The sequence below is a fragment of the Pseudomonas sp. Z3-6 genome, assembly GCF_051131985.1.
GTDB classification, from domain to species: Bacteria; Pseudomonadota; Gammaproteobacteria; order Pseudomonadales; family Pseudomonadaceae; genus Aquipseudomonas; species Aquipseudomonas zanjanensis.
The window spans coordinates 5,091,444-5,111,623 of the sequence record NZ_CP071644.1 but is presented as its reverse complement, the minus strand read 5'-3'; the positions used below and the strand labels follow the sequence as shown (position 1 = coordinate 5,111,623).

17 protein-coding genes are annotated in these 20,180 nt (G+C 61.6%); 10 read left to right on the top strand and 7 right to left on the bottom strand.

Annotation, left to right across the window (positions count from 1 at the left end):
* Nucleotides 1–11: 11 nt before the first annotated feature.
* The gene (gene mnmC / locus J3P88_RS22060; RefSeq protein ID WP_434571630.1) at nt 12–1,994 is read right to left on the bottom strand and encodes a bifunctional tRNA (5-methylaminomethyl-2-thiouridine)(34)-methyltransferase MnmD/FAD-dependent 5-carboxymethylaminomethyl-2-thiouridine(34) oxidoreductase MnmC; all 1,983 of its coding nucleotides are present in this window, start codon (nt 1,992–1,994) and stop codon (nt 12–14) included.
* A gap of 150 nt (nt 1,995–2,144) precedes the next feature.
* Here mnmC and pap point away from each other — a divergent pair, with 150 nt between their 5' ends.
* Together pap and J3P88_RS22050 are read left to right on the top strand one after the other, a co-directional pair.
* Nucleotides 2,145–3,659 carry a polyphosphate:AMP phosphotransferase gene (gene pap, locus J3P88_RS22055; protein WP_434571628.1) on the top strand — a complete coding sequence of 505 codons (1,515 nt, stop codon included), beginning with the start codon at nt 2,145–2,147 and terminating at the stop codon, nt 3,657–3,659.
* A 103-nt stretch (nt 3,660–3,762) separates the two neighbouring features.
* Nucleotides 3,763–4,947 carry a thiolase family protein gene (locus tag J3P88_RS22050; RefSeq protein ID WP_434571626.1) on the top strand — a complete coding sequence of 395 codons (1,185 nt, stop codon included), beginning with the start codon at nt 3,763–3,765 and terminating at the stop codon, nt 4,945–4,947.
* Between the two features lie 159 nt (nt 4,948–5,106).
* On the opposite strand, the gene J3P88_RS22045 is transcribed toward J3P88_RS22050, so the two are convergent.
* Entirely contained in the window at nt 5,107–5,304 is a 198-nt protein-coding gene (locus J3P88_RS22045; RefSeq protein ID WP_186704705.1) for a DUF6316 family protein, read from the bottom strand.
* A gap of 192 nt (nt 5,305–5,496) precedes the next feature.
* Here J3P88_RS22045 and J3P88_RS22040 point away from each other — a divergent pair, with 192 nt between their 5' ends.
* The gene (locus tag J3P88_RS22040; protein ID WP_434571623.1) at nt 5,497–6,459 is read left to right on the top strand and encodes a DMT family transporter; all 963 of its coding nucleotides are present in this window, start codon (nt 5,497–5,499) and stop codon (nt 6,457–6,459) included.
* A gap of 185 nt (nt 6,460–6,644) precedes the next feature.
* Here the strand turns inward: J3P88_RS22040 and J3P88_RS22035 are convergent, their stop codons facing one another.
* Complete coding sequence (locus J3P88_RS22035) at nt 6,645–8,039, bottom strand: class II fumarate hydratase (protein ID WP_109751384.1); 1,395 nt, start codon at nt 8,037–8,039, stop codon at nt 6,645–6,647.
* A 191-nt stretch (nt 8,040–8,230) separates the two neighbouring features.
* Here J3P88_RS22035 and J3P88_RS22030 point away from each other — a divergent pair, with 191 nt between their 5' ends.
* The 7 genes from J3P88_RS22030 to J3P88_RS22000 all read left to right on the top strand — a co-directional run bounded on the left by J3P88_RS22030 (nt 8,231) and on the right by J3P88_RS22000 (nt 16,249).
* Nucleotides 8,231–8,752: a DUF2059 domain-containing protein gene (locus tag J3P88_RS22030; protein WP_092167494.1), complete on the top strand. Its 522-nt coding sequence runs from the start codon at nt 8,231–8,233 to the stop codon at nt 8,750–8,752.
* A gap of 12 nt (nt 8,753–8,764) precedes the next feature.
* A complete protein-coding gene (locus J3P88_RS22025) occupies nt 8,765–9,064 on the top strand; it encodes a BolA family protein (RefSeq protein ID WP_014337210.1) in 300 nt (99 codons plus the stop codon).
* A gap of 285 nt (nt 9,065–9,349) precedes the next feature.
* Nucleotides 9,350–10,291 (top strand): rhodanese-related sulfurtransferase, encoded by a 942-nt coding sequence (locus J3P88_RS22020; protein WP_186704708.1) that lies wholly within the window; start codon nt 9,350–9,352, stop codon nt 10,289–10,291.
* Nucleotides 10,292–10,327: 36 nt separating this feature from the next.
* Complete coding sequence (locus J3P88_RS22015; protein ID WP_186704752.1) at nt 10,328–10,930, top strand: DsbA family protein; 603 nt, start codon at nt 10,328–10,330, stop codon at nt 10,928–10,930.
* Complete coding sequence (locus tag J3P88_RS22010; protein ID WP_434571620.1) at nt 10,923–12,749, top strand: ABC transporter ATP-binding protein; 1,827 nt, start codon at nt 10,923–10,925, stop codon at nt 12,747–12,749. Before J3P88_RS22015 ends, J3P88_RS22010 begins: the two co-directional genes overlap by 8 nt.
* 191 nt (nt 12,750–12,940) lie before the next feature.
* Nucleotides 12,941–15,400 carry an EAL domain-containing protein gene (locus J3P88_RS22005; RefSeq protein WP_186704710.1) on the top strand — a complete coding sequence of 820 codons (2,460 nt, stop codon included), beginning with the start codon at nt 12,941–12,943 and terminating at the stop codon, nt 15,398–15,400.
* A 78-nt stretch (nt 15,401–15,478) separates the two neighbouring features.
* Nucleotides 15,479–16,249 (top strand): TenA family transcriptional regulator, encoded by a 771-nt coding sequence (locus tag J3P88_RS22000; RefSeq protein WP_434571618.1) that lies wholly within the window; start codon nt 15,479–15,481, stop codon nt 16,247–16,249.
* Between the two features lie 278 nt (nt 16,250–16,527).
* On the opposite strand, the gene J3P88_RS21995 is transcribed toward J3P88_RS22000, so the two are convergent.
* From J3P88_RS21995 to ubiG, 4 genes are all read right to left on the bottom strand, one after another.
* A complete protein-coding gene (locus tag J3P88_RS21995) occupies nt 16,528–17,454 on the bottom strand; it encodes a GGDEF domain-containing protein (RefSeq protein WP_186704712.1) in 927 nt (308 codons plus the stop codon).
* 353 nt (nt 17,455–17,807) lie between these two features.
* The gene (locus J3P88_RS21990; protein WP_434571616.1) at nt 17,808–18,548 is read right to left on the bottom strand and encodes a YciK family oxidoreductase; all 741 of its coding nucleotides are present in this window, start codon (nt 18,546–18,548) and stop codon (nt 17,808–17,810) included.
* Nucleotides 18,549–18,787: 239 nt separating this feature from the next.
* Nucleotides 18,788–19,459, bottom strand: a complete 672-nt coding sequence (gene mupP / locus J3P88_RS21985; protein WP_434571614.1) for an N-acetylmuramic acid 6-phosphate phosphatase MupP — start codon at nt 19,457–19,459, stop codon at nt 18,788–18,790.
* Between the two features lie 4 nt (nt 19,460–19,463).
* A complete protein-coding gene (ubiG, locus tag J3P88_RS21980; protein ID WP_063322361.1) occupies nt 19,464–20,162 on the bottom strand; it encodes a bifunctional 2-polyprenyl-6-hydroxyphenol methylase/3-demethylubiquinol 3-O-methyltransferase UbiG in 699 nt (232 codons plus the stop codon).
* Between the last annotated feature and the right edge of the window lie 18 nt (nt 20,163–20,180).

Genomic DNA, 20,180 nt, shown 5'->3' with positions numbered 1-20,180 from the left:
ATCCATCTGTGTCAGGTCTTGCCCCGAATCAAGGCCCGCAACGCGAACCGGTTCGGATGGCAGGCCTCGGCCACGCTGCGGGGCAGTGGCAGGGGTTCGTTGTCCAGCCAGGCGGCGATCAGTTCGCCCGACAGGGGCGCGGTGATCAGGCCGCGGGAACCGTGGCCGCTGTTGATGTACAGGCCATCGAGCCATGGGCAGGGGGCGTCCGGCACTTGGCGTGCATCTTTGCCCAGGGCAGCGTAGGCCTCGGTGAAGGCCTGGCGCTCGGCCAGCGGTCCGACAATCGGCAGGTAATCGGGGCTGGTGCAACGAAACGCCGCGCGGCCTTCGAGGTGGTGCGGGTCCAGGGTGCCAGCATCCAGGCGCTCCACCAAGTCGTGGGAGATCTCTTCGAGCATCTGCAGATTGCCGGCATGCTCGGCAGCGGTGGGGGTCAGGTCGTCGCTATTGAAATCGAAACTGGCGCCCAGGGTATGTTCGCCCAGCCGTGGCGGCGCCACATAACCTTCGGCGCAGACCACCGTCGCCAGGCTCTGGCTGCGGCGGGTTTGCGGCAACCGCGTGATCTGCCCGCGAATGCGCTTGAGCGGCAGACCAGCGGCAGGTTCGAAGCGTTTGATCTCGGCAGCGCTGGCGAGGATCACCACTGGCGCACTGGCCAGGCAGCGTTCGCCGTCCCATGCCAGCCATTGGCCGTCGACTCGGCGCAGGTGCAGCACGTCATGATGGGTTCGCACATCAATGGCGGGCTCCGAAGCTTGCCAGCGACACAGCGCCGGCGGATGCACCCAACCGCCTTCGGGATAAAACAAGCCACCACAGGCCAGGCCGATGCCGGCGCGAACCTGGGCCTCGGACTGATCCAGTGAATGCAGCAAGTCCGCTGGGAACGCCTCGGCCAGTTGCGCCTGGCGCTCGGCTTCCTTGCTGTTGAAGGCCAGTTGCAAGACGCCGCAGGCATCCCAGTCAACGCCGCGTTGCAGTTGCTCCAGCACACGGCGGGTGTAGCCGAAGCCGCTGAGGATCATCTGCGACAACGCCGTGCCATGGGCCGACAATTTGAGGTACAGCACGCCTTGGGGATTGCCGGACGCTTCCTCGGCCAACCCGGCATGACGCTCCAGCAGCGTCACCTGCCAACCACGGGCGGCGAGGCTCGCCGCGCTGGCGCACCCGGCCAGGCCGCCGCCGATGACCAAGGCCCGACGCTCGCCGGTGGGCGGCAAGGGGCGGGCATACCAGGGTTTTGCCAGGGACGGCGCGGGTGTCTGCTCGGGCCAGCCAAGAAACACGCCGCGCAGGATTTCCCATTTATGGCCAATGCCGGGCGTGCGCTTCATCTTGAAGCCCGCCGCGTTCAGCAACCGCCGAACCCAACCGGTGCTGGTGAAGGTACTGAGGGTCGCGCCGGGTGCTGCCAGCCGGGCCAGTTCGGCGAACAGCTCGGCGGTCCACATCTCGGGGTTCCTGGCCGGCGCAAAACCGTCGAGGAACCAGGCGTCGATCTGCCCGTCCAGCTGCGGCAACTGCTCCAGGGCATCGCCGATCAACAAGGTCAGCGTCACCCGGCCATTGGCCAGGACCAGGCGCTGGAAACCCTGGTGGATCGCCACGTACTGCTCAAGCAATTGTTCCGCTTGAAGGCTCAGTTGCGGCCACAGGGCAAGGGCCCGGCGCAAGTCTTCGGGGCTCAGGGGATACTTCTCGACGCTGACGAAGTGCAGCCGAGCGCCTGCTGGCGCGCACTGTTCGAACAATTGCCAGGCGCAGAGAAAATTCAAGCCGGTGCCAAACCCGGTTTCGCCGATCACCAGCCGCCCGCCAGCGGCCAGCGCAGCGAAGCGCTCGGCCAGGTTGTTCTGCTCGAGGAACACATAACGGGTTTCATCCAGGCCCGACTGATCGGAAAAATACACATCGTCGAACACCCGCGAACGCGGGCGCCCCTGATCATCCCAGTCGAGTTGGGCGTGTTGCTGGATGGGCGTCATGGCAGGCTCGGTCAAAACTGAGCGGCCATTCTAGCCGATCGGTATCGGCTTGCTTGACCCATCGCAACAGAGCGCGCATCTGAATGGAATCTGCTGCACAGGGCCGCATCCAATCCGCTAGTCTTGAGCCATCCCCGGAAGGAGCTGCCCATGTTTGAATCCGCTGAAATCGGCCATGTGATCGATAAAGACACCTTTGAGGCCGAGGTGCCCGCCCTGCGTGAAGCGCTGTTGGAAGCGCAGTTCGAGTTGCAGCAGCAGGGCCGCTTTCCTGTCATCGTGTTGATCAACGGCATCGAAGGCGCGGGCAAGGGCGAGACGGTGAAGTTGCTCAATGAATGGATGGACCCACGGCTGATCGAAGTGCGCACCTTCGACCAGCAGACTGACGAGGAATTGGCGCGGCCTCCCGCGTGGCGCTATTGGCGGATGCTGCCGGCCAAGGGGCGCATGGGGATTTTCTTCGGCAACTGGTACAGCCAGATGCTGCAAGGTCGGGTCCATGGCGAGTTCAAGGACCCGCGGCTCGACCAGGCGATCGCCGGTGCCGAGCGCCTGGAAAAAATGCTCTGCGATGAAGGCGCGCTGATCTTCAAGTTCTGGTTCCACCTCTCCAAGAAGCAGATGAAGGCTCGGCTCAAGGGGCTCAAGGATGACCCGCTGCACAGCTGGCGCATCAGCCCGCTGGACTGGCAGCAGTCCCAGACCTACGACAAGTTCGTCAAATACGGCGAGCGTGTGCTGCGCCGCACCAGTCGCGACTACGCGCCGTGGCATGTCATCGAAGGCATGGACAGCTGTTATCGCAGCCTCACCGTCGGGCGGATCCTGCTCGACGGTTTGCGCCAGGCCTTGGACCGGTCGAAAATCAAGCCGCAAAAGGTCAGCGTGGCGCCGCTGCCCGAGCTGGACGGCCAGGTCACGCTGCTCGACAGCCTGGACATGACCCGGCGCCTGGACAAGGCCGACTACGAAGAACAATTGATCATCGAGCAGGCGCGGTTCGCCGGCCTGCTGCGGGACAAACGCATGCGCCAACATGCCCTGGTGGCGGTGTTCGAAGGCAATGACGCGGCGGGCAAGGGTGGGGCGATCCGGCGGGTCGCGGCGGCCCTGGACCCACGCCAATACAGCATCGTGCCGATTGCCGCGCCCACGGAAGAAGAGCGCGCCCACCCCTACATGTGGCGGTTCTGGCGGCATATCCCCGCGCGCGGCAAGTTCACCATGTTCGACCGCTCCTGGTACGGCCGGGTGCTGGTGGAGCGGGTCGAAGGTTTTTGCAGCCAGGCCGACTGGCTGCGGGCCTACGGGGAAATCAACGACTTCGAGGAGCAGATCGCCGACGCCGGTGTGGTGGTGGTCAAGTTCTGGCTGGCCATCGACAAGGAAACCCAGCTGGAGCGGTTCCAGGAGCGCGAGGAAATCCCGTTCAAGCGTTTCAAGATCACCGAGGATGACTGGCGCAACCGCGACAAGTGGGACGCCTACCGCGCCGCAGTGTGCGACATGGTCGACCGCACCAGCACCGAGATTTCCCCCTGGACCTTGGTGGAGGCCAACGACAAGCGCTGGGCGCGGGTCAAGGTACTGCGCACCCTTAACCAGGCATTGGAGGCGGCTTTCGAGCGCAGCGCAAAACAGGCTCGCAAGAAGAAGCGCTAGGGCGATGGGTACGCATACGCGAGGTGAATGATTGTCGCGGTCGGTTATCCAGTGGATCTATGCTCGATTCACTCTCAACCGACCAGAACAATGAGGTACAGCCATGCGTGAAGTGGTGATCGTCGACAGCGTACGGACCGGCCTGGCCAAGTCCTTTCGTGGCAAGTTCAACATGACCCGTCCAGACGACATGGCGGCCCATTGCGTCGATGCCTTGTTGGCGCGCAACGACATCAACCCGGCCAGCGTCGAGGATTGCATCGTCGGGGCCGGCTCCAATGAGGGCGCCCAGGGCTACAACATCGGGCGCAACGTGGCGGTGCTCTCGCGATTGGGCATTGGCACGGCCGGGATGACCCTCAACCGCTTCTGTTCTTCGGGCCTGCAAGCCATTGCCATCGCCGCCAACCAGATCGCTTCCGGTTGCAGCGACATCATTGTGGCGGGCGGTGTGGAATCCATCAGCCTGACGATGAAAAGCGTCAATACCGACAACCTGATCAACCCACTGCTCAAGGAGCAAGTGCCCGGGATTTATTTCCCCATGGGCCAGACAGCGGAGATCGTCGCTCGCCGTTACCAGGTCAGCCGCGAGGAGCAGGACCGTTACGCCTTGCAGAGCCAGCAACGCACCGCCAAGGCCCAGGCGGCGGGATTGTTCGATGATGAAATCATCCCGATGGCGGTCAAGTACCGGGTCGAGGACAAGCAGACCGGTGCGGTGCAGATTCTTGAAGGCGTGGTCGATCATGACGATTGCAACCGCCCGGACACCACCTATGAAAGCTTGGCGGGCCTGAAGCCGGTGTTCGCCGAAGACGGCTCGGTGACGGCGGGCAATTCGTCGCAGTTGTCCGACGGCGCCTCGATGACCTTGGTCATGAGCCTGGAAAAGGCCTTGGCGCTGGGGCTCAAGCCCAAGGCGTTTTTTCGCGGTTTCACCGTGGCCGGTTGCGAGCCGGACGAAATGGGCATCGGCCCGGTATTTTCAGTGCCCAAGCTGCTCAAGGCCAAGGGCTTGCAGATCGCCGATATCGACCTGTGGGAACTCAACGAGGCGTTTGCTTCCCAGTGCCTGTACAGCCGCAACCGGCTGGAAATCGATCCAGAGAAATACAACGTCAACGGCGGCTCGATCTCCATCGGCCATCCGTTCGGCATGACCGGTTCGCGGCAAGTCGGGCATCTGGTGCGTGAGCTGCAACGGCGCAACCTGCGCTACGGCATCGTGACCATGTGTGTGGGCGGCGGGATGGGGGCGACGGGGTTGTTCGAGGCGGTGAGATAACCGCAAAAAGTATGCTTGCACAGAGCTTTTGTGGCGAGGGAGCTTGCTCCCGCTCGGCTGCGAAGCAGGCGCCAAACTGTCGATGCGGTTTATTGAATGGGGCAGGGGGCCGCTTCGCGACCCAGCGGGAGCAAGCTCCCTCGCCACAGGAGTACGGCGCTAGCTGGCGACCTGAGTCAGTTGCAACATCCGCTGTACATACGCTTCCACCTCCCGCAACGCCTCCTCGCGATTGGCGAACGGCCCTTCCTGGGTGCCTTCCCGGGTGTTGAAGTAAAATTCACCGTTGATGCGGCAAATCCGGTCACTGGGAAAGACCATCGCCGGGGCGAGGTCCTGGGCGCGTTTGCCAAGCATGAGGGGCTCCAAAAGGGGCGGCGGGAACAGGTTGAGTGAAGTTTAGAGGCTGGCGTGGACCGTTGCTTGGCGAGCCGATAGGCGGCCATGTGCCATGCCGGTAACCGGTTCAATTAATCCCCAACTGTTCCTGTGTTGCTCGGTCGCAGGCGCCTAGAATGGGCGTTCTTTGTCTAGGGCTTCGAGGGTTGCATGCACATATCGTCCGGTCGCTGGGTCTACGGCTTGTTCCTCGCCCTGTTGACGGCCCTGCTCTGGGGAATCCTGCCGATCAAGCTCAAGCAAGTGCTGCAAGTGATGGACCCGGTCACCGTGACCTGGTTTCGCTTGCTGGTGTCCGGCGGTTTGCTGTTCATTTATTTGGCGGCGACTCGGCGCCTGCCCAGTCGCAAGGTGCTCGGCCCGCGCGGCGGCTGGCTGGTGGCGATGGCCGTGCTCGGGCTGGTGGGCAACTACGTGTTGTACCTGATGGGCCTGAACCGCTTGAGCCCCGGCACCGCGCAACTGGTGGTGCAGATGGGGCCGATCATGTTGCTGGTCGCCAGCCTGTTCGTGTTCAAGGAGCGGTTCAGCGTGGGGCAGGGCATTGGCCTGTTGGTGTTGCTGATCGGTTTCACGCTGTTTTTCAACCAGCGCCTGGGCGAGTTGCTGACGTCCCTGAGCGAATACACCGCCGGGGTCTTGATGGTGTTGCTTGCGTCGACGGTCTGGACGTTCTACGCCTTGGGCCAGAAGCAATTGTTGACGGTTTGGAACTCGCTGCAGGTGATGATGGTGATCTACCTGTTCTGCGCGTTGCTCCTCACACCTTGGGTGCATCCGTTGGAGGCGCTGCAATTGAGCCCGCTGCAAGGCTGGTTGTTGTTCGCGTGTTGCCTCAACACCTTGATTGCCTATGGCGCGTTTGCCGAAGCCCTGGCCCATTGGGAAGCGTCGCGGGTCAGCGCGACCCTGGCGATCACGCCACTGGTGACCTTCGCCGCAGTGGCGATGGCGGCCTGGTGGTGGCCTGATTATGTCCATGCCGAGCAGATCAACCTGCTGGGCTATGGCGGGGCGGTGCTGGTAGTGCTGGGTTCGGCGCTGGTCGCCCTGGGCCCCTCGTTGATCGCCGGGCTCAAGGCCCGACGCGAGCGTTTGGCTGTCGGGCGTTAAACCGCGTTATCGTTCTTCGCGAGCAAGCCCGCTCCCACAGGGAATCTATGTGAGCCGTAGTATTGCATACACTGAAGATCCATTGTGGGAGCGGGCTTGCTCGCGAAAGCGGCTTGGCAGGCGATGAGGATGTCGAGCCTGCCGGCCTCATCGCGAGCAGGCTCGCTCCCACAGGAGGGATGGCGTTAGCCCTGGCTACCGGCCTCCAACATATTCTCCGGCCTCACCCAGGCATCGAATTCTTCATCGGTCAGGTACCCCAGTTGCAGCGCCGCCTCGCGCAAGGTCAGCCCTTCGCCGTAGGCTTTCTTGGCGATTTCCGCTGACTTGTCGTAGCCGATATGCGGGTTCAGTGCGGTCACCAGCATCAACCCACGTTCCAGGTGCGCGGCCATCTGCTCGGCGTCCGGTTCGAGACCGGCGATGCAGTGCTGCTGGAAGTTGCTGCAGCCGTCGGCCAGCAGGCGTATCGACTGCAGCAGGTTGTGGATGATCACCGGTTTGAACACGTTCAACTGCAAATGCCCCTGGCTGGCGGCAAAACCAATGGTCACGTCGTTGCCCATGACCTGGCAGGCCAGCATCGACAAGGCTTCGCACTGGGTCGGGTTGACCTTTCCAGGCATGATGGAACTGCCCGGTTCGTTGGCCGGCAATTTCACTTCGGCGAACCCGGCCCGTGGTCCTGAGCCCAGCAGGCGCAGGTCGTTGGCGATTTTCATCAGGGTCACGGCGAGGGTTTTCAGGGCGCCGGACAACGAGGTCAGGGGTTCATGGCCGGCCAGCGCGGCGAACTTGTTCGGTGCGGTGACGAACGGCAGGCCCGACAGCGCCGCCAGTTCAGCGGCAATCGCTTCGCCGAAACCATGGGGTGAATTGAGCCCGGTGCCCACCGCCGTGCCGCCCTGGGCCAGTTCGCAAACCGCCGGTAGCGCGGCGCGGATCGCCCGTTCGGCGTAATCGAGCTGGGCAATGAACGCCGAGAGTTCCTGGCCAAAAGTGATCGGCGTGGCATCCATCATGTGGGTGCGGCCGGTCTTGACCAGCTTCATGTGGCGCGCCGCCAGTTCCGCGAGGCCGCCGGACAGTTCGCTGATGGCCGGCAGCAATTGCTGATGGACGGCTTGGGCGGCGGCGATGTGCATGGCGGTGGGGAAGCAGTCGTTGGAACTCTGCGAGCGGTTGACGTGGTCGTTGGGGTGCACCGGGCTCTTGCCGCCGCGGGGGTTGCCGGCCAGTTCATTGGCGCGCCCGGCAATCACCTCGTTGACGTTCATGTTGCTCTGGGTGCCGCTGCCGGTCTGCCAGACCACCAGCGGGAACTGGTCGTCATGTTGGCCGGCGAGCACTTCGTCGGCGGCCTGTTCGATCAGGCGGGCGATGTCGGCGGGGAGGTCGCCATTGCGATCATTGACCCGCGCGGCGGCCTTCTTGATCAGTGCCAGGGCATGCAACACCGACAGCGGCATGCGCTCGTTGCCAATGGCGAAGTTGATCATGGAGCGCTGCGTCTGGGCGCCCCAGTAGGCGTCGTCCGGGACTTCAACCTGGCCAAGGCTGTCGGTTTCGATACGGCTCATCGGGTCAAACTCCTTAAAGACTGAATGCGCAGTTTAGGCCCGGATGGGCGGCACCGGTTCCCTCAATCTAGGAGCAGTGGCGCCGGCCCGTCAATCGGACCCGACAAGCATCGGGGTTGAGGCCCGGCGTTTTTTAGGCGCAGAATGGTCGCCCTTGGGGTTTTACCTCGCCTGTAATCAAAGGAAACTCGATGACCCGTCTTCGTGCCATCTGTACCGCAGTTGCTCTGGTGTGTGCCAGCGGCCCTGTTTTCGCCGATACCGCCAGCCACAACGCCAGCGCCGAAGCGTTCCTGACCCTGGCGCACGCTGACAAACTGGGCACTCCGGTGTACATGCAAGTGCAGCAAATGTTTGCCCAGCGCTTTGAACAGACCAAGGCCCCTGAGTCGAAAAAAGCCACCCTGGAAACCTATCAGGCCAAGGCCAATGCCGCGCTGGACCAAGCCATCGGCTGGAACAAGCTCAAGCCTGACATGGTCAAGCTCTACACCAGCAACTTCAACGAGTCGGAGCTCAAGGACCTGGTGGCTTTCTACCAATCGCCATTGGGCAAGAAAGTCCTGGAAAAAATGCCACAGCTGACCCAGCAATCGGCCCAGCTGACCCAGGCCAAGCTTGAAAGCGCGGTGCCGGTGGTCAACAAGCTGCTGGCCGACATGACGGCCGAGCTCGAGCCAAAAGCCGCCGCCCCAGCCAAGAAAAAGCCGTAAGCGGAGCCCGGTATGAGCATGCAACAACGCATCGAATCGACACTCGGGCTCTTGCAGCCCGAGCACTTGCAAGTGTTGGATGAAAGCCACATGCACAGCCGTGGCCTGCAGACGCATTTCAAGGCCGTGGTGGTCAGCCAGCAGTTCGAAGGGCTCAATCGCGTCAAGCGTCACCAGAAGGTCTACGGCACGCTGGGCGAGCTGATGGGTGAGTTCCATGCGTTGGCGCTGCACACCTACACGCCTGAGGAGTGGGCGCAGATCGACGCGGCCCCGGCTTCGCCGACGTGTGCCGGTGGCAGCAAGCACTGAGCGGGCAACCTGTTATGGCCAGGAAGCTTTTGTGGCGAGGGAGCTTGCTCCCGCTGGGCTGCGAAGCGGCCCCCAAGCCAATCACACGCGTCGTGTCAGGCTGATCCCAATCAGTTTTTTGGGGCTGCTGCGCAACCCAGCGGGAGCAAGCTCCCCTCGCCACAAAGGCTCTCGCTCCTAAAACCACATTGTTTTTGTTAGAATCCGCAACGCGCCGCTCACCCGGCGCGTTTTTTTTCGCATCCGGTTCACCCTTTACGAGGGTAGCCACCTGGAGAAACACCCATGACACAACCCATTGTCGTGGCGGCACTGTATAAGTTCGTCACCCTTGAAGATTACGTCGAGCTGCGTGAGCCCCTGCTCAAGGCCATGCTTGATAACGGCATCAAAGGCACGCTGCTGATCGCCGAGGAAGGCATCAACGGCACGGTCTCCGGCACCCGTGAAGGCATCGACGGGTTGATGGCCTGGCTCAAGAACGATCCGCGCATGGACGACATCGACCATAAAGAGTCGTACTGCGACGAGCAGCCGTTCTACCGCACCAAGGTCAAGCTCAAGAAAGAAATCGTCACCCTCGGCGTCGAAGGCGTGGACCCGAACAAGCAGGTCGGCACGTACGTCGAGCCACAAGACTGGAACGCGTTGATCAGCGATCCGCAAGTGCTGTTGATCGACACCCGCAACGATTACGAAGTGTCCATCGGCACCTTCGAAGGCGCCATCGACCCCAAGACCACCAGCTTTCGCGAGTTCCCCGAGTACATCAAGGCCAACTTCGACCCGGCCAGGCACAAGAAAGTCGCGATGTTCTGCACCGGCGGCATTCGTTGTGAAAAGGCTTCCAGCTACATGCTGGGCCAAGGCTTCGACGAGGTCTATCACCTCAAGGGCGGCATCCTGAAATACCTCGAAGAGGTGCCTCAGGAGGAAACCAAGTGGCGCGGCGACTGCTTCGTGTTCGATAACCGTGTGACCGTTCGCCACGACCTCAGCGAAGGGGACTACGATCAATGTCATGCTTGTCGTACCCCGGTGAGCGTAGAAGACCGCGCTTCGGAGCATTATGTGCCTGGCATCAGCTGCCCGCATTGCTGGGATAAGCTGAGCGAGAAAACCCGTCGCAGCGCCATCGACCGGCAGAAGCAGATCGAGTTGGCCAAGGCGCGGAACATGCCGCACCCGATCGGCTACAACTATAAGCAAACATCTTCCGAGGCTTGAACCATGGCGTCGCGCCTGCTCTACGTGATGGACCCGATGTGCTCCTGGTGCTGGGGCTTTGCACCGGTGGCCGAGGCATTGGTCGAGCAGGCGCAGGCCGCGGGTGTGGAATTGCACCTGGTGGTGGGCGGTTTGCGCACCGGCAGTGGTTCGGCGCTGGAGCCGACCACCCGGCGCTACATTCTTGAACATTGGCAGGCGGTGACCCAGGCCACCGGCCAGCCCTTCAAGCTTGAAGGCGCATTGCCGGACGGTTTCGTCTACGACACCGAACCAGCCTGCCGGGCATTGGTGACGGCTCGCAGCCTCGCCCCGGACTTGGCCTGGAAGCTGGTGAAGCTGATCCAGCAGGCCTTTTATGTGCAAGGCCGCGACGTCACCCACGCCAGCGTCCTGGTGGAGCTGGCCGAACAGGCCGGGTTGCCACGCATCGAATTCGCTGCCGCTTTTGACCGCGCCGACCAACACGCGGCCACCGCGGCGGATTTCACCTGGGTACAGGACCTGGGCATCGCCGGGTTCCCCACGCTGTTGGCTGAGCGCGACGGCCAACTGGCCTTGCTGACCAACGGTTATCAGCCCCTGGGCCAGTTGTCGCCGTTGCTGGGCCGATGGCTGGAGCGCGCGACCTGTGCCTGAGCGGCCGCCAGACCCATCGGCCTCGCGGCGCATCGATCGGTTGAGCTGGGCGGAAATCCGTCGCCTGGCCCTCACCCATAAAAAAGCCCTGTGGATCGCCAACGGCGTGGCCGTGCTGGCGACGCTGTGCAGCGTTCCGATCCCGTTGCTGTTGCCGCTGTTGGTGGACGAAGTCCTGCTGGGCCACGGCGATGCGGCCTTGAACGTCATGAACCATGCATTGCCAACGGCGTGGCAGAGCGCTGCTGGCTATATCGGGCTGATGTTGCTGGCGACCCTGGCCCTGCGCTGCGGCGCCTTGCTGTTCAACGTGCTGCAGGCGCGCTTGTTCGCCAGGCTGGCCAAGGATCTCGTCTACCGCATTCGCATCCGCCTGATCGAACGTCTCAAGCGAATCTCCCTGGGCGAGTACGAAAGCCTGGGCAGCGGCACGGTGGCGGCCCACCTGGTCACCGACCTGGACACCCTCGACAAATTCATCGGCGAAACCCTCAGCCGTTTCCTGGTGGCGATGCTGACCTTGGTGGGCACCGCCGGGATCCTGGTGTGGATGCATTGGAAACTGGCGCTGCTGATCCTGCTGTTCAACCCGCTGGTGATCTACGCCACGGTGCAGTTGGGCAAGCGGGTCAAACACCTCAAGAAACTGGAGAACGACAGCACCTCGCGCTTCACCCAGGCCTTGACCGAAACCCTGGACGCCATCCAGGAAGTGCGCGCCGGTAACCGCCAGGGCCATTTCCTTGGGCGCTTGGGAATGCGCGCCAAGGAAGTCCGCGATTACGCCGTGAACTCGCAGTGGAAAACCGACGCCTCGAACCGCGCCAGTGGTTTGCTGTTCCAGTTCGGCATCGATATTTTTCGCGCGGCGGCCATGCTCACCGTGGTGTTTTCCGACCTGTCCATCGGCCAGATGCTGGCGGTGTTCAGCTACCTCTGGTTCATGATCGGTCCGGTCGAGCAGTTGTTGAATTTGCAGTACGCCTTTTACGCCGCCGGCGGCGCCTTGAACCGCATCAATGAACTGCTGGCCCGGGCCGACGAGCCGCAGTACACCGGCGTCGTCGATCCGTTCAAGGGCCGTGACACCGTGGGCATCGAGATCCAAGGGTTGAGTTTCGGTTACGGCGAGGAGTTGGTGCTCGACCAATTGAACCTGTCCATCTCTGCGGGGGAAAAAGTCGCCATCGTCGGGGCCAGTGGCGGCGGCAAGAGCACTCTGGTGCAGTTGCTGCTCGGGCTGTACACGCCGCAGTCGGGCAGCATTCGTTTCGGCGGCGCCACGCAGCAGGAGGTTGGCCTGGAAACCATTCGAGAGAACGTCGCTGTGGTGCTTCAGCATCCGGCGTTGTTCAACGACACGGTGCGGGCTAACTTGACCATGGGCCGTGAACGCAGCGACGAGGCCTGCTGGCAGGTGCTGGAAATCGCCCAACTCGACGCCACGGTACGGGCGCTGCCCCTGGGCCTGGAAAGCATCGTTGGGCGTTCCGGGGTACGGTTGTCCGGCGGGCAGCGCCAACGGCTGGCCATTGCCCGCATGGTATTGGCCAATCCTCGGGTGGTGATTCTCGACGAAGCCACCTCGGCCCTGGACGCGGCCACCGAGTACAACCTGCACCAGGCCCTGGCGCGTTTTTTGAGCGCGCGTACCACCCTGATCATCGCCCACCGGCTCTCGGCGGTGAAGCAGGCTGATCGGGTATTGGTGTTCGACGGTGGGCGAATCGCCGAAGACGGCGACCATTTGCAACTGATTGCCGAAGGGGGCCTGTACGCTCGGCTCTACGGTCATTTGCAACAAATACAGCAGCCTTGAGTTTCCGGCGGTTTTCTGCGCTTAGTATCGGAAAAAAAGCAGGCAAACCCGCTGTTTTTCCCAAATTCCACGCAAAGTCTGTCGATCTGTTCATCCATTCATTCGATGGGTCGAAAACTAGCCTAGGCTATTGAGTCAGGAGTGGAATTCTGGCGGGTGTTCGTCCGCAATACCTGTGTGCAAGGGACCTCATGAAGCAAAAGCAGACTCTCGGAACACCACGGCTGCTGGGTATCGTCTGGCCCTTTATCGCCGTTGTGCTATTTCAGGCATTGCTCGGCGGCGTCAGCCTATACGTATTGTCTGCGGTTCGCGGCTATGTGGCGGGGGAGAGTCTCTGGTCCAAGGGGCAGAAAGACGCCATCTATTACCTCAACCTCTACGCCGACAGCCGCGATGAGGCGATTTTCCGAAAATTTCAGCAGGCCATCGCCGTGCCCGAGGGCGGCCACGAATTGCGGGTGGCGCTGGACCGTGAGCCGCCGGACCTGGAGGCCGCACGGGCCGGCATCCTCAAGGGCGGCAATCACCCGGACGATGTGTCCAGCCTGATCTGGCTTTATTTGAATTTCCGTCACTTCAGTTACTTGGAAGAAGCCATCGATCTCTGGACGGTGGGCGACGGCTACCTGATCGAATTGAATAACGTCGCCCGGCAGATGCACGGCAGCATCGCCGCGGGCCAGGCCTCGGAGGTGGACATCCGCGGCTGGAAGGCCCAGATCTTTGCGATCAATGATTCCGTGACCCCGGCTGCCAAGGCGTTCAGCGACGCACTGGGAGAGGGCTCGCGTTTCATCCTGCGGCTTCTGCTGGTGACCAATTTCGCCACCGCCCTGGGGCTGATCGTCCTGGCGCTGTTGCGTACCCATAAGTTGCTGGCCCAGCGGCAGGTGTTCGCCAATGCGCTGCAGATGGAGAAAGAACGAGCGCAGATCACCCTGCAATCCATTGGCGATGGGGTTATCACCACCGACGTGGAAGGGGCCATCGCCTACATGAACCCCGCCGCCGAAGCGATGACCCATTGGAAGGCCGAACACGCCACGGGCTTGCCCTTGGCCGCGCTGTTCAATTTGCTCGATGACAATGCCCAGACCGAAGGGCTGACCTTGATCGAGCACATCCTCAGCGGTCGACTCAGTGGCGCCAGCGAACATTCGAAACTGATCCAGCGCCTGGATGGCAGCACGGTCTCGGTCACCCTGGTGGGCGCGCCGATCCGCCATGCTGGCAAGGTCAGCGGCGCCGTGCTGGTGCTGCATGACATGACCCAGGAGCGGCAATACATCGCCAACCTGTCGTGGCAGGCCACCCACGACGCCCTGACCGGCCTGGCCAACCGCCGGGAATTCGAGTATCGCCTCGAGCAGGCCTTGCACAACCTCACTCGCCAGGTCGGCCGGCATGCCTTGATGTTCCTCGACCTGGACCAGTTCAAGCTGGTTAACGACACCTGCGGCCACGCGGCGGGAGACGAGTTGTTGCGGCATATCTGTGCCTTGTTGCAATCAGGGCTGCGGGAAAACGACACCCTGGCCCGGTTGGGCGGCGATGAGTTCGGGATCCTGCTGGAGAACTGTTCGCCGGAGGCTGCGGAAAAGATTGCCGAAGGGCTGCGCCAGACCGTGCAGAACCTGCATTTTGTCTGGAAGGGCCGGCCGTTCGTGACCACCGTGAGCATTGGCCTGGTGCACATCGCCCAGACCCCGACGACCCTGGAGGCATCCCTGCGGGCCGCCGACATGGCCTGTTATATGGCCAAGGAAAAGGGGCGCAATCGGGTTCAGGTCTATCATGCCGACGACTCGGAGTTGTCCCTGCGTTTTGGCGAGATGGCCTGGGTCCAGCGCCTGCACATGGCTTTGGAGGAAAACCGCTTTTGCCTGTACGCCCAGGAAATCGCCGCGCTGGGCCCGGGCGATCATGGTGGCGGGCACATAGAAATCCTGCTGCGCCTGCATGACGAAGCCGGGCGGATGATCCTGCCGGACAGCTTCATTCCCGCGGCGGAACGCTACGGGCTGATGACATCCCTGGATCGTTGGGTAGTGGAAAACGTCTTCAAGATTATCCGCCAGTGCCTGAATGAATCGCGACAGGGGCCCATGGCGATGTGTGCGATTAATCTGTCAGGCACAACTATCGGAGATCAGGCGTTCCTCGACTTCCTGCGTAAACAGTTCGCCGCCTACTCGATTCCGCCGGAAATGATTTGTTTTGAAATTACAGAAACCAGCGCTATTTCGAATCTCGGCAGTGCGATCCGTTTTATCAATGAACTCAAGAGCTTGGGATGTTATTTCTCGCTGGACGACTTTTGCGCCGGAATGTCTTCATTCGCTTACCTGAAACATTTACCTGTAGACTTCTTGAAGATCGACGGGAGTTTCGTAAAGGATATGCTGGACGACCCGATTAACCGTGCAATGGTCGAAGTGATCAATCACATCGGTCACGTCATGGGTAAGCGCACGATTGCCGAGTTTGTAGAAACCGCCCAGATCGAGCAGGCATTGCTGGAGATAGGGGTGGACTACGCTCAGGGGTATGTGATCGAACGCCCGCAATTGTTTACCTGCGACACGTTGCAATGTCGGCCGGCCCGGCCCCAGCCGTTGTTATTCAAGGCCCCCGGCACGTTCCGCTGAAACGCTTGTTGATCCGAGAAAATCACAATCAAAAGGAGCCCGACAGTGATCGACACATTCAACCGAACAGGCCCGCTCATGGACGCCACAAGCTATCCGAAATGGGCACAGCAGCTCATTACCGATTGCAGCGAGAGCAAGCGCCGGGTTGTCGAACACGAACTGTATCAGCGCATGCGCGACAACAAGCTCAGCGCCAAGACCATGCGCCACTACCTCATTGGTGGTTGGCCGGTCGTCGAACAGTTCGCTTTATACATGGCACAGAACCTCACCAAGACCCGCTTTGCCCGCCATCCTGGCGAGGACATGGCGCGTCGCTGGCTGATGCGCAACATTCGTGTCGAACTCAACCATGCCGATTATTGGGTCAACTGGAGCGCCGCCCACGGCGTGACCCTGGAAGACCTGCAGGCCCAGCAGGTACCGCCTGAGCTTCATGCCTTGAGCCACTGGTGCTGGCACACCAGTTCCTCGGACGCGTTGATCGTGGCCATCGCCGCGACCAACTATGCCATCGAGGGTGCCACGGGAGAGTGGTCGGCGCTGGTGTGTTCCAACGGTGTCTATGCGGCCGCCTTCGCCGAGGAAGACCGCAAGCGGGCCATGAAATGGCTGAAGATGCATGCCCAGTACGACGATGCCCATCCTTGGGAAGCCTTGGAAATCATCTGTACGCTGGCGGGGATGAACCCGAGCAAAGCCCTGCAGACGGAGCTTCGCCAGGCCGTTTGCAAGAGCTATGACTACATGTATCTGTTCCTGGAGCGTTGCATGCAACTGGAACAGTCGGAGACAGTGAGTAAGTCGTCATCCCCCCGCGAGCGCCTGGCATTGGCCGGGAGCTGATTACTACCACTACAGATAGCCACAACCTGTGGGAGCGAGCCTGCTCGCGAAGCGGTCTGCCAGTCGACGGGGAGGTTGACTGCTAGGCCGCTTTCGCGAGCAGGCTCGCTCCCACAGTTGTTTTGGATGAGCGCTGTCTTGAATCGCCTTAAACCTTGTGGGAGCGGGCTTGCTCGCGAAGACTCTGGCACATGCAACATAGTCGTAGGCTGACCCACCGCTTTCGCGAGCAAGCCCGCTCCCACAGATATTTCAATATTCTTTGCTGCCGATACTTGTCAGCCAGCCATCGCCAGTCGATTGCGACCCTCGCGCTTGGCCACGTACAGCGCGCTGTCGACCCTGCGTAGCAGGCTTTCCGAAGATTCCCCTGGTAGCAGGGTGGCGCAGCCCAGGCTGACGGTCAGCTCGATCCGGGTGCCAGCGGCGAAGTAATCCTGGGCCTGGGCGGCATAACGCAGCCGTTCGCCGACCATGGCCGCCGCATCCCGGCTGGTATTGGCCAGCAGGATCAGAAATTCTTCACCGCCGAACCTGAACACCATGTCCACGTTGCGCAGTTGGCCCTTGATCGACTCGGCCACGGCCTTGAGCACTTCGTCACCGACGCCGTGACCATGGTTGTCGTTGATGCGCTTGAAATGATCGATATCGAGCATCAGCACTGACAAGGGCTGCGAATGACGCTTGGCCATGTCGATTTCCCGCATCAGGGTCTGGTCCATGGCGATGCGGTTGCCGGTAGCGGTCAGTGGATCTCGCAGGGCGCTACGGGTGGCGGCGCGGTAGAGCAGCGCGTTGCGCAGCGGATACAGCAGCGTCGACATGATGGATTCGAGATCGCTCTGTTCCGCCTCGATGAAACGCTGGTTGCGGCGGAATACCAGTTCCCCCAGCTGTTCGCCTTCATGGCTGAGGTTGTAGCTGAGGGTGTGATGCCCTCGTTGCCCGAACTCCAGGCGCAGGTCACTGGCTTTATGCTGATAGGCCAACGCATCCAGGGGAACCAGTCGCTGAATTTCGCGGAAAAACAGGCCCAGGATGCGCTGTGGCTCCAGGCTGGTCTGCAGTTGCTGGCTCAGTTGTTGGCGCAATTGCGACAGACTGACAGAGCGTGCCGCAAGCGGCGATGGCTGGGCCAGGCCCAGGCGCTGCAATTTGGCGCTGTCGAAGTCGATCGCGTTGATCTGGGTGGGCGTTTTCATATGGCGTTAGCCCCTAAGCTAAATCTGTCCCGCAGGTTGGGTGTGGCGACTTTGGGCTGCGCGTCGTACTGGTCCATCAGTCCCGTAGGACAACTGATTTGAGTTTAGTCCGCTTTCCATGGCAGGCATAAGTCTCGTCTCAACGTCCATTACCTGCCGAACATGGCATGTTTGAAGAGGTTAGAGCGAAAGTCGTGCCATTCGGTTCATTTCAGTAAAAACCGATGAGGAATCAATGGATTGAAAACAGCTCGCGATAAGCTTCGGCGACGTGGGCTTGGCGGTTCGCCTGGTTTGGCATGGATCAGGGCCGGTGTCGCGACGGTAAATCGTCGCGCCGCCGGCTCGGGTCGTTATTGCGCGTTGAACGCCTGGCCGTTGACGCCGGTGCTGTCCGGGCCCATGAGGTACAGGTAGACCGGCATGATCGCTTCGGGCGTTGGATTGTTGAGCGGGTTTTCTCCCGGATAGGCCTGGGCACGCATGCTGGTGCGGGTGGCACCGGGGTTGATGCTGTTGGCGCGCACCGGGGCGACGGTATCGACTTCGTCGGCCAGGGTCTGCATCAGCCCCTCGGTGGCGAACTTGGATACACCATAGGCGCCCCAGTAGGCCCGGCCCTTGCGGCCGACGCTGCTGGAGGTGAACACCACCGACGCGTCCCTGGACAGCTTGAGCAGGGGCAGCAGGGTGCTGGTGAGCATGAACATCGCGTTGACGTTGACGTGCATCACCCGCATGAAGTTCTCACCGGACAATTGTTCCAGTGGCGTACGTGGGCCGATGATCGAGGCGTTGTGCAGCAGGCCGTCCAGGTGACCGAACTCGGTTTCGATCATCGCCGCCAGTTCATCGTATTGATGCGGCAGGGCGGTTTCGAGGTTGAACGGGATCACCGCCGGCTGCGGGTGACCGGCCGCTTCGATTTCATCGTAGACCTGGGTCAGGTTGGCTTCGGTCTTGCCCAGCAGCAGGACGGTGGCACCGTGGGCGGCGTAGGCTTTCGCAGCAGCGGCACCGATCCCGCGACCGGCGCCGGTGACCAGGATCACCCGGCCATTGAGCAGATCGGGGCGGGCGGAATAATCAAACATAAAAAAACCTCAACAAAATAAAGCGGCACGTTACCGTTTGTGCAGAGCAATCATGGCCAGTGAGCTTGGTGAGCTTAGCTTGGTGAGCTTGGTGAGCTTAGTGAGCTTAGTGAGCTTAGTGAGCTTGGTGAGCTTTTGTGGCGAGGGAGCTTGCTCCCGCTGGAGCGCGAAGCGGTCCCCAGGCGACGGCTTCACCGCCGGACGGGAGCAAGCTCCCTCGCCACAAAAGCGACATCAGCTCAGCAACTGCACAATGCGTTATCCAGCACTTCACGCAGGGCCAATGGGTGATCGATCACCACATCCGCGCCCCAGTGCTTGGGATTGTCGTCCGGGTGGATATAGCCATAGGTCACCGCGCAGGTCTTGGTGCCGGCGCTGCGGCCGGACTCGATGTCCCGCAGGTCATCGCCCACGAACAGCACGCTGGCCGGGTCCAGGTCGAGCATTTTGCACGCCAGGGTCAGCGGTTCCGGGTCCGGCTTGCTGTTTTTCACGTGGTCAGGGCAGATCAACACTTTCGAGCGCTCGGCCAGGCCCAGTTGCTGCATGATCGGTTCGGCGAAACGCACCGGCTTGTTGGTGACCACGCCCCAGATCAGGTTGGCCGCCTCGATATCGGCCAGCACCTCGGCCATGCCGTCGAACAGGTGGCTGTGGACCGCGCACCCCTTGAGGTAGCGGTCGAGAAATTCCTGGCGCAGTTCCTCGAACCCCGGTGATTCCGGGTCCATGGAAAAGGTCACCGCGACCATCGCCCGGGCGCCGCCGGAAATCTCGTCGCGTATGTGCTGGGTGTTCATCGGTGGCAAGCCACGGTTGGCGCGCATGGCCTGGCAGATGGCGATGAAGTCTGGCGCGGTGTCGAGCAGCGTGCCGTCCATGTCGAAGAGAACCGCTTTGAGACGCATCGACTTATTCCTCGCGCAAGGTCTGGATCATGTAGTTGACGTCAACGTCGGCGGCCAGCTTGTAGTGCTTGGTCAGCGGGTTGTAGGTCAGGCCGATGATGTCCTTGACCGTCAGCCCGGCCGCGCGGCTCCAAGCGCCCAGTTCGGAAGGGCGGATGAATTTCTTGAAGTCGTGGGTGCCCCGTGGCAACAGCTTCATGATGTATTCGGCACCGATGATGGCGAACAGGTAGGCCTTCGGGTTGCGGTTGATGGTGGAGAAGAACACTTGGCCGCCCGGCTTGACCATGCGGAAGCAGGCGCGGATGACCGAGGAAGGGTCTGGCACGTGCTCGAGCATCTCCAGGCAGGTGACCACGTCGAATTGGCCGGGCATTTCTTCGGCCAGGGCTTCGGCGGTGATCTGCCGGTATTCCACGCTGACGCCGGATTCCAACTGATGCAGTTGCGCCACCGCCAGCGGGGCTTCGCCCATGTCGATGCCCATTACCGTTGCACCGCGCTGGGCCATGGCTTCGCTGAGGATGCCGCCGCCGCAACCGACGTCGAGGACTTTCTTGCCGGCCAGGTTGACCCGTTCGTCAATCCAGTTGACCCGCAGCGGGTTGATGTCGTGCAGCGGTTTGAATTCGCTTTCACGGTCCCACCAGCGATGGGCCAGGGCTTCGAATTTGGCGATTTCGGCGTGGTCGACGTTGCTCATGTGCAGATCCTCGAAAAG

Excerpts from the sequence above, each read along its gene's own strand:
- J3P88_RS22045 (WP_186704705.1), bottom strand. The coding sequence starts at position 5,304 with ATGCTTGGCAAACGCGCCCAGGACCTCGCCCCGGCGATGGTCTTTCCC.
- J3P88_RS22035 (WP_109751384.1), bottom strand. The coding sequence starts at position 8,039 with ATGAGCCGTATCGAAACCGACAGCCTTGGCCAGGTTGAAGTCCCGGAC.
- pap (WP_434571628.1), top strand. The coding sequence starts at position 2,145 with ATGTTTGAATCCGCTGAAATCGGCCATGTGATCGATAAAGACACCTTT.
- J3P88_RS22000 (WP_434571618.1), top strand. The coding sequence starts at position 15,479 with ATGGACGCCACAAGCTATCCGAAATGGGCACAGCAGCTCATTACCGAT.
- J3P88_RS21995 (WP_186704712.1), bottom strand. The coding sequence starts at position 17,454 with ATGAAAACGCCCACCCAGATCAACGCGATCGACTTCGACAGCGCCAAA.
- J3P88_RS22040 (WP_434571623.1), top strand. The coding sequence starts at position 5,497 with ATGCACATATCGTCCGGTCGCTGGGTCTACGGCTTGTTCCTCGCCCTG.
- J3P88_RS22030 (WP_092167494.1), top strand. The coding sequence starts at position 8,231 with ATGACCCGTCTTCGTGCCATCTGTACCGCAGTTGCTCTGGTGTGTGCC.
- J3P88_RS22025 (WP_014337210.1), top strand. The coding sequence starts at position 8,765 with ATGAGCATGCAACAACGCATCGAATCGACACTCGGGCTCTTGCAGCCC.
- J3P88_RS22015 (WP_186704752.1), top strand. The coding sequence starts at position 10,328 with ATGTGCTCCTGGTGCTGGGGCTTTGCACCGGTGGCCGAGGCATTGGTC.
- J3P88_RS22020 (WP_186704708.1), top strand. The coding sequence starts at position 9,350 with ATGACACAACCCATTGTCGTGGCGGCACTGTATAAGTTCGTCACCCTT.
- J3P88_RS22005 (WP_186704710.1), top strand. The coding sequence starts at position 12,941 with ATGAAGCAAAAGCAGACTCTCGGAACACCACGGCTGCTGGGTATCGTC.
- mnmC (WP_434571630.1), bottom strand. The coding sequence starts at position 1,994 with ATGACGCCCATCCAGCAACACGCCCAACTCGACTGGGATGATCAGGGG.
- J3P88_RS21990 (WP_434571616.1), bottom strand. The coding sequence starts at position 18,548 with ATGTTTGATTATTCCGCCCGCCCCGATCTGCTCAATGGCCGGGTGATC.
- mupP (WP_434571614.1), bottom strand. The coding sequence starts at position 19,459 with ATGCGTCTCAAAGCGGTTCTCTTCGACATGGACGGCACGCTGCTCGAC.
- ubiG (WP_063322361.1), bottom strand. The coding sequence starts at position 20,162 with ATGAGCAACGTCGACCACGCCGAAATCGCCAAATTCGAAGCCCTGGCC.
- J3P88_RS22050 (WP_434571626.1), top strand. The coding sequence starts at position 3,763 with ATGCGTGAAGTGGTGATCGTCGACAGCGTACGGACCGGCCTGGCCAAG.